This window comes from Halomicrococcus pelagicus, from assembly GCF_050954125.1.
Window position 1 is genome coordinate 157,032 of sequence record NZ_JBPBWC010000001.1, and the last position, 13,273, is coordinate 170,304.

14 protein-coding genes and 1 tRNA gene are annotated in these 13,273 nt (G+C 66.8%); 8 read left to right on the top strand and 7 right to left on the bottom strand.

Going from position 1 to position 13,273, the window contains the following annotated elements; genetic code table 11:
- Positions 1–80: 80 nt before the first annotated feature.
- From ACRYA2_RS00865 to ACRYA2_RS00885, 5 genes are all read right to left on the bottom strand, one after another.
- Positions 81–151 (bottom strand) — tRNA-Pro (locus ACRYA2_RS00865).
- 82 nt (positions 152–233) lie between these two features.
- Complete coding sequence (locus ACRYA2_RS00870; protein WP_433623306.1) at positions 234–1,331, bottom strand: succinylglutamate desuccinylase/aspartoacylase family protein; 1,098 nt, start codon at positions 1,329–1,331, stop codon at positions 234–236.
- Positions 1,332–1,382: 51 nt separating this feature from the next.
- Complete coding sequence (locus tag ACRYA2_RS00875; protein ID WP_433623308.1) at positions 1,383–2,258, bottom strand: RNA-guided pseudouridylation complex pseudouridine synthase subunit Cbf5; 876 nt, start codon at positions 2,256–2,258, stop codon at positions 1,383–1,385.
- Positions 2,259–2,261: 3 nt separating this feature from the next.
- A complete protein-coding gene (cmk, locus tag ACRYA2_RS00880; protein ID WP_433623310.1) occupies positions 2,262–2,837 on the bottom strand; it encodes a (d)CMP kinase in 576 nt (191 codons plus the stop codon).
- 36 nt (positions 2,838–2,873) lie between these two features.
- On the bottom strand, positions 2,874–3,779 hold the full coding sequence (locus ACRYA2_RS00885) for a DUF106 domain-containing protein (protein WP_433623312.1): 906 nt from the start codon (positions 3,777–3,779) through the stop codon (positions 2,874–2,876).
- A 104-nt stretch (positions 3,780–3,883) separates the two neighbouring features.
- Between ACRYA2_RS00885 and ACRYA2_RS00890 the strand changes: the two genes are divergently transcribed.
- Positions 3,884–4,627, top strand: coding sequence for a DUF1405 domain-containing protein (locus tag ACRYA2_RS00890; RefSeq protein ID WP_433623314.1), 744 nt, complete (start codon positions 3,884–3,886; stop codon positions 4,625–4,627).
- 24 nt (positions 4,628–4,651) lie between these two features.
- On the opposite strand, the gene ACRYA2_RS00895 is transcribed toward ACRYA2_RS00890, so the two are convergent.
- Complete coding sequence (locus ACRYA2_RS00895; protein WP_433623316.1) at positions 4,652–5,548, bottom strand: HFX_2341 family transcriptional regulator; 897 nt, start codon at positions 5,546–5,548, stop codon at positions 4,652–4,654.
- 113 nt (positions 5,549–5,661) lie between these two features.
- Between ACRYA2_RS00895 and ACRYA2_RS00900 the strand changes: the two genes are divergently transcribed.
- Complete coding sequence (locus ACRYA2_RS00900) at positions 5,662–5,871, top strand: dodecin family protein (RefSeq protein ID WP_433623318.1); 210 nt, start codon at positions 5,662–5,664, stop codon at positions 5,869–5,871.
- A gap of 19 nt (positions 5,872–5,890) precedes the next feature.
- Here ACRYA2_RS00900 and ACRYA2_RS00905 read toward each other — a convergent pair whose 3' ends face one another.
- Positions 5,891–6,622 (bottom strand): GNAT family N-acetyltransferase, encoded by a 732-nt coding sequence (locus ACRYA2_RS00905; protein WP_433623320.1) that lies wholly within the window; start codon positions 6,620–6,622, stop codon positions 5,891–5,893.
- Positions 6,623–6,814: 192 nt separating this feature from the next.
- Between ACRYA2_RS00905 and ACRYA2_RS00910 the strand changes: the two genes are divergently transcribed.
- The 6 genes from ACRYA2_RS00910 to ACRYA2_RS00935 all read left to right on the top strand — a co-directional run bounded on the left by ACRYA2_RS00910 (position 6,815) and on the right by ACRYA2_RS00935 (position 13,226).
- Entirely contained in the window at positions 6,815–7,249 is a 435-nt protein-coding gene (locus tag ACRYA2_RS00910; protein ID WP_433623322.1) for a DUF7522 family protein, read from the top strand.
- Between the two features lie 224 nt (positions 7,250–7,473).
- Entirely contained in the window at positions 7,474–8,616 is a 1,143-nt protein-coding gene (locus tag ACRYA2_RS00915) for a PstS family phosphate ABC transporter substrate-binding protein (protein WP_433623324.1), read from the top strand.
- A 54-nt stretch (positions 8,617–8,670) separates the two neighbouring features.
- Positions 8,671–9,732 carry a phosphate ABC transporter permease subunit PstC gene (gene pstC, locus ACRYA2_RS00920; RefSeq protein ID WP_433623327.1) on the top strand — a complete coding sequence of 354 codons (1,062 nt, stop codon included), beginning with the start codon at positions 8,671–8,673 and terminating at the stop codon, positions 9,730–9,732.
- Positions 9,729–11,297, top strand: coding sequence for a phosphate ABC transporter permease PstA (pstA, locus tag ACRYA2_RS00925; protein WP_433623329.1), 1,569 nt, complete (start codon positions 9,729–9,731; stop codon positions 11,295–11,297). The genes pstC and pstA overlap by 4 nt, the downstream gene beginning before the upstream one ends.
- Positions 11,290–12,201: a phosphate ABC transporter ATP-binding protein PstB gene (pstB, locus tag ACRYA2_RS00930; protein WP_433623331.1), complete on the top strand. Its 912-nt coding sequence runs from the start codon at positions 11,290–11,292 to the stop codon at positions 12,199–12,201. Before pstA ends, pstB begins: the two co-directional genes overlap by 8 nt.
- 2 nt (positions 12,202–12,203) lie before the next feature.
- Positions 12,204–13,226: an AbrB/MazE/SpoVT family DNA-binding domain-containing protein gene (locus tag ACRYA2_RS00935; RefSeq protein WP_433623333.1), complete on the top strand. Its 1,023-nt coding sequence runs from the start codon at positions 12,204–12,206 to the stop codon at positions 13,224–13,226.
- Positions 13,227–13,273 lie beyond the last annotated feature (47 nt).

A 13,273-nucleotide genomic window follows, 5' to 3' on the forward strand; every position in this document is an offset into this window, starting at 1 on the left:
ATTTATTTCTCTTAATGGAACTAGTAATTTACTGAACCGTGACGATACTGCCGAAGTAGGAAACGCGAGAGAATCGGTGATGGGACCGCCGTGATTCGAACACGGGTCCAACGCACCCCATGCGCAGAGGATACCACTACCCCACGGTCCCGCCTTGCAACTCGAAAAATGCGCGTCCCCCGTTTAAGCGCTTCGTTTCGCGCGCGGAACCGCGGCACGCCGCCGGACTGCTATCACTCCCCGGCGTCGCGCGGTACGACGAGGTCCCCCTCGTCCCGCACCGCGAGGCTCGCCACGGGGTCGTTCTCGTACGCCGCGACGCCCTCGAAGCGCCCGAGGACGTAGCCGTCGTGCTCGCTCTCGACGGTCGCCTGGCGTTCGCCGTGGGGCGTCACAACGTTCGCGACGACCTCCCCCGCCTCGATTACGTCGCCGGCCGCGACGCGGTGGCGCACGACGCCCGCGGCGTCGACGTGGGGGTAGACCGCGCGCTTGACCGGGAAGTCGACCGGAGCGTCGAGGCCGGTCGGCTCGGGGTCGCCGTCCAGCATCCCGAGTTCGCACATCGCGTTCCGGAGGCCGGTCACGCCGAGGGCGCGGGCGTCCTCCTCGACGACGCTGTGGCTCCCGAGTTCGACCGTGAACGCCGGGATGCCGGCGTTGTTCAGCGCCGCGCCGGCGGTCGAGCGCTGGAGGTTCCGCTCGGTGTACTCCTCGGCGGCGTACTCGTTGACGACCGGGAAGTCGAAGGCGTCCGCGAGCCGGTCCAGATGGTCGGCGAGGTCCCGGGCCTCGTCCTCGTCGCGTTCCGCGCGCCGTTCGTCGCCGTCCGCCGTTCCCGACGTCTCCCCGTAGAGCACGCGGTCGCGGATGACGAACGGCACGGAGCCGACCTGCGCGGTGTGGAGGTCGATCAGCGCGTCCGCGGAGTCGGCGAACGCCTCGAAGATGCGCTCGTCGATCAGTTCCTGCACGCGCGGCGGGCAGGAGCCGTCGGCGTCCGGGTCCGGGAAGTAGCGGTTCGGGTCGTCGCCGTGGTAGTAGGAGGTCCGGGCGTTCCGCCGGAGGCCCGCGGGGTTGAGGTTCGGCAGGCAGACGACGGTCCCGCGGAGGCGCTCCGCGAGTTCCTCGTCCACCGTGTCCTGTGCAGTCGCCATCGCGGTCACCTCGTCGCCGTGAATCGCGGCCGTGATCCACAGCGTCGGGCCGTCGTCCTCGCCCTCCGCGACGAGGACGGGGAGTCGTTCGGGCGTTCCGGTGGGGAGGTCCGTCACGTCGAGCCACCCGGTGGCGAGTTCGCCGGGCGCGGATTCGGCGGTGCCGACTTGCATACGCGGAGGTGTTCCGGCGGTGTCAAAAAAGCGCGCGAACCGGCAGTCGAGTCAGACCAGCACGCGCTCCAGTTCGACGACCCGGCCGCGCTCGGCGTCGGGGTCGCCGACCATCCGGCCGAGACAGACCACCGCGTCGTCGGGCGTGTAGCAGGCGACGAGTCCGTCGTCCGAGGCGGCGGCCTCGGCGTCGATGACGCCCGGCGCGTACACCTGCGCGCCGTTCGCGATCTCCTCGGCGGCGCTGTACGCCACTGTCACCCGGGGAAGGTGGTCCAGCGAGCGCTCGGCCGGGCTGACGACCTCGCGCAACCAATCGTCGTCGTCGTTTTCGCGCCATCTGGCAAGCGCGTCCGAGAGGTCGTGTAGCGTCACGAGGTCGATGTCGTCGAAGGGGTCGGTCGCCGTCCGCCGCAGGTGGCCCATGTGCGCGCCCGTCCCGAGCGCCAGCCCCAGGTCGTGACAGAGCTTCCGGACGTAAGTGCCGCTCTCGCAGCGAATCCGCAACAGCGCCTGCCGTCCCTCGACTTCGAGCACGTCGAGGGAGTGGATCTCCCGGACGCGCAACTGGCGGACGACCGCGCTCTTCCGGGGCGGCTTCTGGTAGATCGGTCCCTCGAACTCGGCGGCGACGGCCTCGAGGTCGGCGGGTGGGTCGCCGTGCAGTTCCAGCACCGCGACGTACTCCTTCGTTCCCTCGAGGAACACCTGCGAGAGCCGGGTTGCCGCGCCGGTGAGCACGGGGAGACATCCCGTCACCTTGGGGTCGAGCGTGCCGGCGTGGGCGGCCTGCTCGACGTCGCAGAGGTCACGGACCCAGGCCGCGACCTGGTGGGCGGAGGGTCCCGGCGGTTTGTCGAGGTTGACCACGCCGAACTCGAGGAGGTCGCGGGGGTCGCGCTCGTCCGGTGGGCCACGGAGATTCATCGGTCAGAAGTCGTAGTCCATCTCGATGGGGTACTTCCCCTCGTCGGCCGCCGGGTCGTAGTCCTCGACGGCGGTCTCGAGCATGTCCACCACGGAGTCGGCGTCCCAGCGGGCGGTGTTGATGGACAGGTCGTAGATGGTGAGGTCCGTGATGTCGATGCCGTAGTACTGCTGGTAGCGGTCCGCCTCGCTGCCCTCGCGTGCGGCGGTCTCCTCGCGGGCCTTCTGGACCGGCTTGTCCTCCCGGTTGCCGATGCGCTCGGCCCGGACGGAAAGCGGCGCGTCGAGCCAGACCCGGAAGTCGGCGTGGTCGCCGGCCAGCCAGCCCGCCAGCCGCGATTCGAGGACGACGTCGTCGCGGTTCGCGGCGATGTCGCGCAGTCGCCGGTCGAGGTCGCGGTCTATCTGGTCGTCCTGCTCGGCCAGCTTGTTGAATTCCAGAGTGGTGTAGCCTCGCTCGTCGGCGAGTTCGCGGAAGATATCCCCACCGCTGATGTGTTCGAGATCGAGCGCCGCAGAGAGTTCGGAGGCCGTCGTACTCTTTCCGACACCCGGCGGTCCGGAGACGGTGATCAACATATCCGCACTGCGAGCAGGGGAGACAAAGAGGTTTTGTTACGTCGGCGTCGTCTGGATGTTCAGCGACTTCCGGATGAGCTGGGTGAACCCCATCGAGCAGAGGAAGTACCAGACGATCCACGCCTGCATCGGGCCGATGATGCCCTCCGTCCAGTTCACGTTACCGACGAGCGGCATGACGAGCCCCGACGGCGTCACGGGTGCGCTCGCGGAGCTGATGCGCCAGTACATCCAGAGGAACACGGGGATGGTGAGGAACATCGTCCACACCATCGGCCGGAACTGCTCTTTCATCATCCCGGCCTGGTCGCCCATGGCGTCCATCTGCTCCTCGCGGATGCGTTCCATCTCCTCGTCGTCGCCGCGCTCTTTCGCCTCCTTGCGCTTCTCCTGTATCTCTTTCATCCGCTCCTGGTACTCGCCCATCTTCTCCATGTCCATCAGGTTGTCCTGCAGGAGCGTCGAGTACAGCCCCGTCAGCATGGCGAGAATCATGATGACGACGTAGAACGGCAACACGCTCTCGATGGGACCCAGCGCGACGTTGAGGATGCTCCCGATGGTGTTCTTGATGGGGCCGACGGAGTAGCCGGCGAACAGGCCGAGGCTGGCCACCGCCGCTATCTTGTCCCACTTCGACCACGAGCTCCCCTCGTCGTCGACGTCGTCGGTGCTCGTCGTCGCCGATACGGTGGCGTCCTCGTCTTCGAGCGCTCGCTCGACCGCGTCGGGGTTCGAGAGTTCGAACCCTTCGTCGCCGTCCACGAGGATGCCCTTCTCGATGAGGCGACCCCACTGACCGCTCGTGATGTCGTCGCTCACGTCGCCCCACTGGACCTCGCGAGTGCCCTCGTCGGTGCGTTCGTACACCGTCGAGATAGCGTCCGCCATCGCCCCGTCCTCGGCGATGAGCGATTCTACCTTCTTCGCTGTCCGTGCCATTGCCGATGGGTTGGGATTCGCCGTTAATCAACCTTCTCTCTCGATGCGGTGCTGACACCGAGTGCATCGAAGAGTCTTTGCCTGCTCCATCCCTCGCCGCGGACATGGGAGACCTTCCGGCGCGTGAGGACCTGCCGCGGTACGTCGCGCCGCTGCCGGTGTGGCTGGAGAACTTCGGCCTCCGGGCGGCCTGGCTCATCGTCGCCGTCAACCTCCTCGGAACGGCCTTCGGCTTCTGGTACTACGGGTTCCACCCGCTGCCGGCGTCGGACCCGCTAATAACGTGGCAGTTCGCCGGCGAGCCCGCCGTGATGTGGCCGCTCGTCCCCGACAGCCCCGTGGCGACGCTGTTCATCGCGCTCTCGCTGGGGCTGTGGAAGCTCGGCCGCAACCAGGAGTGGGTGAACGCGCTGGCGTTCTTCGGCTGCATCAAGCTCGGCGCGTGGACGCCGTTCGTCCTCGCGGCCTTCTTCCCCGGGTTCATCGGCGTCGGCTGGCCGATGTACGCCTTCCTCTTCTGCAGCCACCTCGCCATGGTCGCGGAGGCGTTTCTGATCCACCGTTACAGCGACTTCCCCGTGTGGGCCGTCTTCGTCGCGGTCGTCTGGTACGGGTTCAACGACCTCGTGGACTACTTCGTCCCGCTCGTCGGCACGCCCCACCACACCACGCTGCCGGGCCAGCGCCTCGTCGAGGCCAGCGACGTCGTCGGGTTCAGCCACCCCTCGCCGACCCACGAGATAGCGGCGGCCGGCGCGGTCGTGCTGACGCTCGCCGCGACGTTCCTGGCGCTGTCGACGCGAGTGAAGAAGCTGGAAGCCGACGCCCGACCGTCGTCCGGCAGGTGATTCCCGACTCTTGCCGGTCGCCGGCTACCGCCGGTCGCCGTTCGCGTGAGCTCGCACCCACAGCTCCCCGATGCGCGACAGCGTCGTCCGGTAGGACTTGCCGTGCTCCTCCTGTTCGACGTACCCCTTGCCGCCCGGCCCGAGGCGGTCGACGTTGTAGATGACCTTCGAGCGGAAGCTGTCGGTGTACTCCTCGCCGAGTTCCCCGGCGAGCTCCTGGGCGAGTTCGCTGACGCTCTCGAACTCGCCGTGTTCGCCGAGCGTGAAGAGGATGAGCTCCTCGAACGGCTTGACGTTCGAGAAGGAGGCGACCGGGAGTTCGACGATGTGGCCGCCGTCGACCTCCTTCGCGCCGATGGTCGTCCCGCGCTCGTCGAACTCCGCGAGCAGGTCCCGGGCGCTGTCGAGGCGCTCGTCGACGCGTCCGTCGTCGACGCCGTCCTCGCGGAGGTCCGAGAGAAGGTCTATCTGCTCGCGGAGCTCTTCTGCGAGTTCGGTTTCGAGGTACTTCTCCGGGGCGGTGTAGTAGGTGTGGATGCGGTCGCGGTCCTCCTGGCGTTCGACCATGATGGAGTGGGCGGCGGTGGCGAAGGCGAAGCTGACCGTCCGCGGCATCGCCGAGATGTTCACCCAGACCTCGTTGTCGCGGTCCAGTTCCGCGTTGATGAGGTCGAACGCCTGCTCGAAGGCGGCGTCGTAGTCGTACACGTCGCCGACGACGACGCGCTCGGTCGCCGCGCCGAGCAGGTTCCGGAAGTCCTTCTCCAGTTTCTCGGAGAGGTTCCGGGAGTACTCGACGTTGGCCTGGCTCCCGACCGCCCCCTCCAGCAGGACGACCCGGTCCACGTCGAGCTGGTCGCGCACCAGCGGCGCGATGAGCCGGTCGTAGTCGAACCCGACCGGGACGATGTGGGTCTGCATGCGAGACGGTTCTCGAGACGCGCTGTTAAACCTCTCGTCGCCGGCCCGACGCGCCGGCCCCGCCCCCTGCGGCCACAACCGGCTATACGGATGCTAGCGTACTCCATCTGGCCATGACGGCAGTAAAAATCATCAAGGTGCTGGGCACGTCCGAGGAGTCCTGGGAAGATGCGGCCCACGAGGCGGTCGAGGAGGCGAGCCAGACCATCGACGACATCCACGGTATCGAGGTCGAGGACTGGACCGCGAACGTCGAGGACGGTCAGGTGACGGAGTACAAGACGACGGTCGAAGTGGCGTTCCCGGTCCACCACGGGGAGTGACGACCGGACGGCGGTTCTCTCAGAGTTCGACGGCCATCATCACTTCGTCGACGTACTCGCCGTCGATCTTGTAGTGGTTCTCCCGGACGGCTTCCGTCTCCCAGCCGTGGTCCGAGAGGAACTCGATGGCGCGCTCGTTCGTCGAGGGCGCACTCTGGTACACCTTCTCGTAGCCGTTCGAGGCGGCCCACTCCAGACCGCGCTCGAGCAGGTGGCTCCCGATGCCGTTGCCCTGGTACTCGTCGAGCACGCCCACGGTAAGCTCGGCGGTGTGACTGAGCTTGTCGAGTTCGGGCGCGTGGAGATGCACCCACCCGACCACGTCCTCGCCGACCATCGCGACGAAGAACATCCGTGATTCGAGTTCGTTGTGCCGCAGCAACGTCTCCTGATGGTCGATCTCGTCGGCGACGCTCTCGGCGACGATGTAGCGTCCCTGCTCGGCGACCTGCCGGATGGCGCCCACGATACCCGTGAGGTCCTCCTGGCGCGCGGGCCGGATGGTGAACTCCACGTCGTCAGTTTCGTACTCCTCCTCGGCACCGGTCTCAAGCGCGACCGTCAGGACGCCGTCGTCTTCCGAGAGGTAGCCGTCCCGACGGAGGATGGCGACGTGATGGCGGAACCCGCCGGGGTCGACGTGCAGTGTCTCCCGCACGTCCTCGGCGTCGACGGCCCCGTGCCGTTCGACGTACTCGTATATTCGGCGGCGGTCGTCGTGGCCGAACTCTAGTTTCTCGGAGAACTCCATGTATCGTGTTACCAGACCACAGTACTTATCTTTAACGCCGGGGAGCGCTCGAAGGAGTCCCGACCGCTCGAACGGAGGCGTTCGGACGTCCGGCCCGGCCGACCTTCGGCCGGCGACGACATTGCCGCCGGGAGCTGTAGGAGTGGTAATATAACATAGTTTTTATGGATGGTGTTCCTGATATCCCATCGCATGCGCGACGAGAACGACGCACCTGAAGACGACGCGAAGACGGCGCTCGCCTCCGTCTTCTCGGAGTTCGGTGGCGAGTCGCTCCGCGACGTCTGGCTGTTCGACCAGTCGGCGTTCGAAGCCCTCTACCTCCGTGAAGACGTGGCCGAGAAACTCGAAACGGTGGACGTCGCCCGGTTCGTCGACAACGAGCGGTACGGGTTCGTCACCCGCGACACGTACGACCAGCTGTACTACGCGTCCTACCAGTACACGGCCCGAGGGTTCGACGACTTCGAGCAGTTCCGAACGTTCTTCGGGGAGAACGGCTACCGTCTCGGCGTGTTCGCCAGCTTCGACCAGCGAGACGGCGGCTACGAGTTCGCCACGCTCAACGAACGCGTGGAGGAGACGGCGTCGAGATACGAGCTCGCGTCGGTGACCCCGAGCGAGTGAACGCGGCGGACTCTTCCGGGTCGGAACCGCGGCCACGACGCTCGTCCGAACACGCCGGCCGGTCGTAGAGACGACGGTACGGCTCTCTACCGGACGTATCCGTCCCTATTTCTATATAGCACAAATACTAGATTATGTCCGGATTGAGACGTACGTTCGGAGGGTAGACGCTACGTACCCCTATTATAAGGGGTTTTTAACTGATACTGCGCAGTTCCGCCCGGATGACGCGTAACACCGAGCGTCTCGAAGATGGCACCTCGCGGAGAACGTTCATCGCGGCGACCGGAACTGCAAGCGCCCTCGCGCTCGCAGGGTGTGCTGGCTCCGGCGGCAGCAACGACGGCACCACGTCGGGTGATGGCGGCGGCAACGGGAACGATAACGGCGGCGGGAAGAAGGGACTCCAGACCGACGTCCTGACGGGCGACGGCTCCTCGACCGTGTTCCCCATCACGAACACGGCCGCAAGCTACTGGAACTCGAACCCCGAACCCGGCGACGAGGACTACTGGCCGAAGAAGTGGGCGAAAGAGCAGTACAGCACGGACGCGCGACTGGCGGACTTCTTCGCCGGCGAGTACGGCTACGAGGCGACCGGCAAGCGGTCGAAGCCGCCGTTCCGCGTGAGCATCGCGCTCTCGCACTCCGGAACCGGCATCGAAGGCGTCATGAACGGACGCGTCGACATCGGCGACTCGAGCGCGTCGGCGAAAGCCGAACTCGCCGGGAAGAACGTCTCCGACTCCAAGATGAAGAAGTTCGTCGACCACGTCGTCGGCGTCGACGGCCAGCCCATCGTCGTGAGCAAGGAGATAAAGGACGCGGGCGTCGAGCAGATCACCCTCTCGCAGCTCAAGAAGATATACAAGGGCACGATAACGAACTGGAGCGAGGTCGGCGGCCCCGACCGGGACATCCTCGCGCTCGGCCGCGCCCAGGGATCCGGTACCGACACGGCGTTCCGGAAGAACGTCTACGGCGACCCCAAGGCGTCTATTGACCCCGACCAGCGTTACGGGAAGAACCAGCAGCTCCAGCAGGCCGTCTCCAAGGCCAACAACGCCATCGCGTACATCGCGCTCGCGTTCGTCCAGCCCAGCGGCCAGGTCCCCCCGATAGCGCTCAACATCGAGGACACCGTCTACGAGTACGGCAATAACCTCGGGGCGAAGGAGTATCCGCTCTCGCGCGACCTCCACGCATACACGTGGGAGAACACCTCGGCACAGGAGGCAGCGTTCCTCAACTTCGTCCTCAGCGACTTCGGACAGGAGATGTTCGTGAAGGGTAACAACTACTTCGCGCTCCCGACGGACCGGCTCGAGAAGCAGCGAGAGAAGGTCAAGCCGAGCAAGTACGAGTGACGTCTCGGACGTAGCGAGAGTAGCCGCCGCAATCACCTCGACCACATTATTCAGATGCTAGACGTACTATCGACACGCGTAACCAACTATCGGACGCAGCACGACGACGGCGCACTGGCCGTCTGGGGACTGGGAGCGGTCAGCCTGCTCGCGGCGTTCGTCCTGTTTATGAACAGCTCGCGGTGGACCGTCGTTCCGGTCGTGGGATTCATCGCGCTCGTCGCGGTCGGCTGGTTCGCGTACCAGCCCGAGACCGCGATGGGGCTCACGTTCCTCGCGACCATAGCGACGGTGACGGTCCTCGGACTCATCATCGCGTTCACGGTCAAGGAAGCACTGCCGGCGATGCGAGCGATGGGGCTCGACCTGCTCCTCCGCACGGAGAAGCCGCTGTGGGGCGGTGACACGTACTCGCTCACGCCGATGATGTTCGGTACGGTCCTGACCACGCTGATAGCGACCGTCGTCGCTGCCCCGCTCGGTATCGCGGGCGCGCTGTTCCTCAGCGAAATCGCGTCGGACACCGTCAGGGAAGTCGTCAAACCCGGCGTCGAACTGCTGGCCGGCATCCCGTCTATCACGTACGGGTTCGTCGGGTTCGTCATCATCAACGACTTCTTCTACGCGAAATTGCGGACGCCGACGATTGGCAACTACTTCACGGTCGGAGCGGTCATCGGCGTGATGGCGCTGCCGACCATCGTGACGGTCGCCGAGGACGCGCTCTCGACGGTGCCGGAGTCGATGAAGAGCGGGTCGCTGGCCGTCGGGTCGACCGACTGGCAGACGATGAAGAGCGTCACCATCCCGGCGGCGTTCTCCGGCGTCTCCGCGGCCGTTCTCCTCGGAGTGGGCCGCGCCATCGGCGAGACGATGGCCGCGACGGTCATGATTCCGCACACGAAGGCGTTCCCCGATCCGCTGTACGACGTGTTCGGAGGCGTCGGCGAGACGCTGACGACCGTCGTCGCCTTCGAGGCCGGTAACGCCTCCGGGACGCACTACAGCGCGCTGTTCGCCGCCGGCGTCGTCCTCTTCACGACCGTCTTCGCGCTGAGCGTCGTCTCGCAGTACGTCGAGGCCCGCATGGAGCGGAAGTTCGGGGGGAGCCGATGAGCGACGTTCGACGGACCAGACTCGTCGTCGAGGACGGAACGGTCGGCGACCGGCTCGCGACCACCATCGTCGGACTCGGACTCGCCGTCTTCGTCGCGAGCTGGACGACGCTGTTCCAGTGGGTCGGCGAGGAGACGACCCTGTTCGGCGTCTCCCTGTTCGACGCGCTGGGTCTCTGCCTGCTCGCGATGGGCGCGGGCATTCTCGCGCAGGGCGCCGCGTCGCGGTACGGCGTCCTCCCGACGGACCCCGTCGACACCGCCGGCCTGTTCCCGGGCACGCTGTTCGGCGGCGTCGGCGTCGTCGTCGGCGCACTGGTCGCCTCGCAGACGCTGGGTCTCGGTCCAGTCGGCTGGGTCGGCGGCGCACTGGCGCTCGGCGCGGCGTTCGCGGCCGCGACCGTCCTTCCGCGCGAGGACGTCGGGTCGACGATTCCCGCGGGCGCGTTCCTGCTGTTCGCCGGGGCGGTCGTCGTCTCCGGACTCCTCGACGCCGGGTGGACCTGGTCGCCGGAGAATCTGTCGGTGACGCTCGTCGGGTCGGTCGTCGTCCCGGTGCTCGCCATCGTCGCGGCCTTGGTCGGGTCGTGGAGCGCCGCGAAGGCCCGCGCGGGATTCGGGGCTCGCGGTCGCCAGCAGGGAGCGTTCCTGCTCGTCTCCATGAGCGTCTTCGGGATGCTCGCCGTTCTCGGCCTCCTCGTCGCGTTCATCGTCGTCAACGGCATCGAAACCGTGCTGACTGGCGCGAACGTCGGGAACCTGGAAATTCCGTTCCTGACGAACGTCGCGTCGAGCCTCTTCGTGGAGGTGCCCGGCGTCCTGCCGGCCATCGTCGGCACCGTCTGGCTCGTCTTCATCGCCGTGGTGTTCGCGGTGCCGCTCGGCGTCGGCGCGGCCGTCTTCCTCACCGAGTACGCCGAGAAGGGCCGGTTCACGCAGCTCGTCGAGGTGGCGACCAACGGCCTCTGGAGCACGCCGAGCATCGTGTTCGGGCTGTTCGGGCTGGCGTTCGTCCTGCCGCGGGTCAGCAACGGCACGAAGTCCCTCCTGGGCGGCGGAATCGTGCTCGGGTTCATGCTGTTGCCGCTGGTGGTCATCACCAGCCGGGAGTCCATCAAGGCGGTCCCCGACGAGTACCGCGACGCCAGCGCGGCGCTAGGCGTCTCGCAGTGGCAGACCGTCAGGAGCGTCGTGCTCCCGGCGGCGATGCCCGGCGTCATCACCGGCATCATCCTCGGCGTCGGTCGCATCGCCGGCGAGACGGCACCGCTGCTGTTGACGTTCGGCGGACAGCCGTTCCCGAGCAGAACCCCCGACGTGCTCGGCTCGTTCGAGTTCACGTCGACGCCCCCGTTCGTGACCAACCCCGTGTTGCTGGACCGGGGAAGTGCGCTCCCCTACCAGCTCTACACGTCCATCACTGCCGGCCACGTCCCCGGCGACGCATTCACCACTGCCGAGTTCGGCTGGGGAGTCGCGCTGGTGCTGCTCGTCGTCGTCCTCGGAATGTACGCGATAGGCATCGGCAGCCGGTTCTACTTCCGGAGGAAGCTACACAATGAGTAACGTCGAAATCACCCGATCGAACCAGGCAGACGAACAGCCGACGAACACGACCACGACGGGCGAGAGCGAGGAGGAGATTCGAGTGGAGTGGACGGATTACCGCTTCGACGGCGCGACGAAACTTTCCGTCGAGGACATGGACGTCTACTACGGCGACGACCACGCGCTGAAGGGGGTGTCGATGGACATCCCCGAGAAGAGCGTCACGGCGCTCATCGGGCCGTCGGGGTGTGGGAAGTCGACGTACCTACGGTGTCTCAACCGGATGAACGACCGCATCGACGCCGCCGAAGTCGACGGGTCGGTGACCCTCGACGGCGAGGAGATCTACCAGGACGGCGTCAACCTCGTCGAGTTGCGCAAACGCGTGGGGATGGTGTTCCAGTCGCCCAATCCCTTCCCGAAGTCCATCCGGGACAACATCACGTACGGCCCGCGCAAGCACGGCGACGTCGACACCGGCCTGCTCGCGCGCCTGCTCGGCAACGCCAACCCCGACGCGGAGGAAGAACTCGTCGAACGCTCGCTCCGGAACGCCGCCCTGTGGGAGGAGGTGGAAGACCGGCTGGACGACAACGCGCTGGGGCTGTCGGGCGGCCAGCAACAGCGGCTCTGCATCGCGCGGTGTCTGGCGGTCGACCCCGAAGTCATCCTGATGGACGAGCCCGCGAGCGCGCTCGACCCCATCGCCACCGCCAAAATCGAAGAGCTCATCGAAGAACTCGCCGACGACTACACGGTCGTCGTCGTCACTCACAACATGCAGCAGGCCGCCCGCATCAGCGACCAGACCGCCGTCTTCCTCACCGGCGGCGAACTCGTCGAGTACGGCGACACCGACGACATCTTCGAGAACCCCAACAGCCAGCGCGTCGAGGACTACGTCACCGGAAAGTTCGGATGAGCATGGACCGCACTCTGGAGACGCGGAAGGTCCAGTTCACGGGCAACTCGACGTACACGATATCGCTGCCGAAGGAGTGGGCCGACCACCACGGCGTCGAAGCGGGGATGCAACTCCCGCTGTACCCGTCCGACAACGGAGAGCTGGTCATCGGAGCCGACCGGGCCGGCGACGACGAGCGACCCGAGGTCGACGTCACCGGGATGTCAGCGGCGGACGTCCGGCAGACGGTCGAGGCGCTGTACGCCGCCGGCAACGAGCAGTTCGCGCTCGGAAGCGACGACGGCATCGAGCGGGAGCATCGTCGCGCCGCCGAGACGGTGGTCGCCGACCGCACCGGACTCCAGCTCCAGCGAGAGACGGAGGCGGAGCTCCTGTTCGGAACTATCCTCGACACGGAGTCGGTGTCCATCGAGCGAACGGTGTTGCAGTTGCAGTACACCGCCCTGTCGATGCACCGGAACGCCGTCCGGGCGCTGCTCGACGGCAACGCCACCGTCGCCGGGAGCGCCGCCGGCCGCTGGGACGACGTCGTGCGGCGACTCGACGTCGCCAGCAGCTGTTTCCACCGGTCGCTCACCGACGTCGAGTCGCTCGACAGCCTGGGCTACTCGCGGCCGGCGATGTTCGACCGGTACGCCGTGTCACGGCATCTCGCGTCGGTCGCCGAACAGGCGAAGCGCACGGCCGAGGCGGTGGACGAGCGTGACCGCGTCGACTCCGTGTCGTGGGCGGCGGAACTCGACGGTCACGCCGAGAAGTCGCGGGACTACGTCGAACGGGCCGTCGACGCGGCCCTGACGGCCGACCAGCCGCCACACGAGCTGGTGCAGTCCAGTCGCTCGCTCGCGGAGGCCGTCTCCGACCTGCGACGACGGGCGTACCGCGAGGACGACGTGACGTACGCGTGGGCGACGGCGATGGACGGCGTCGAACGCACGGCGACCACTGCCGCCGCGGTCGCAGAGCGGGCGGTACAGGCGGCGCTCCGCGACGACGTCGACGAGTCGGTCGCGCTCGAGTGACGGACCGGCGGCTGTGCGGGTCGGCGGGCGAAAAAATCGGCGGATTA

Bases quoted from the DNA above. Each gene is read 5' to 3' on its own strand.
- ACRYA2_RS00915 (WP_433623324.1), top strand. From the start codon at position 7,474: ATGACGCGTAACACCGAGCGTCTCGAAGATGGCACCTCGCGGAGAACG.
- ACRYA2_RS00895 (WP_433623316.1), bottom strand. From the start codon at position 5,548: ATGCAGACCCACATCGTCCCGGTCGGGTTCGACTACGACCGGCTCATC.
- ACRYA2_RS00910 (WP_433623322.1), top strand. From the start codon at position 6,815: ATGCGCGACGAGAACGACGCACCTGAAGACGACGCGAAGACGGCGCTC.
- ACRYA2_RS00870 (WP_433623306.1), bottom strand. From the start codon at position 1,331: ATGCAAGTCGGCACCGCCGAATCCGCGCCCGGCGAACTCGCCACCGGG.
- ACRYA2_RS00890 (WP_433623314.1), top strand. From the start codon at position 3,884: ATGGGAGACCTTCCGGCGCGTGAGGACCTGCCGCGGTACGTCGCGCCG.
- pstC (WP_433623327.1), top strand. From the start codon at position 8,671: ATGCTAGACGTACTATCGACACGCGTAACCAACTATCGGACGCAGCAC.
- ACRYA2_RS00900 (WP_433623318.1), top strand. From the start codon at position 5,662: ATGACGGCAGTAAAAATCATCAAGGTGCTGGGCACGTCCGAGGAGTCC.
- cmk (WP_433623310.1), bottom strand. From the start codon at position 2,837: ATGTTGATCACCGTCTCCGGACCGCCGGGTGTCGGAAAGAGTACGACG.
- ACRYA2_RS00905 (WP_433623320.1), bottom strand. From the start codon at position 6,622: ATGGAGTTCTCCGAGAAACTAGAGTTCGGCCACGACGACCGCCGCCGA.
- pstB (WP_433623331.1), top strand. From the start codon at position 11,290: ATGAGTAACGTCGAAATCACCCGATCGAACCAGGCAGACGAACAGCCG.
- ACRYA2_RS00935 (WP_433623333.1), top strand. From the start codon at position 12,204: ATGGACCGCACTCTGGAGACGCGGAAGGTCCAGTTCACGGGCAACTCG.
- ACRYA2_RS00885 (WP_433623312.1), bottom strand. From the start codon at position 3,779: ATGGCACGGACAGCGAAGAAGGTAGAATCGCTCATCGCCGAGGACGGG.
- ACRYA2_RS00875 (WP_433623308.1), bottom strand. From the start codon at position 2,258: ATGAATCTCCGTGGCCCACCGGACGAGCGCGACCCCCGCGACCTCCTC.
- pstA (WP_433623329.1), top strand. From the start codon at position 9,729: ATGAGCGACGTTCGACGGACCAGACTCGTCGTCGAGGACGGAACGGTC.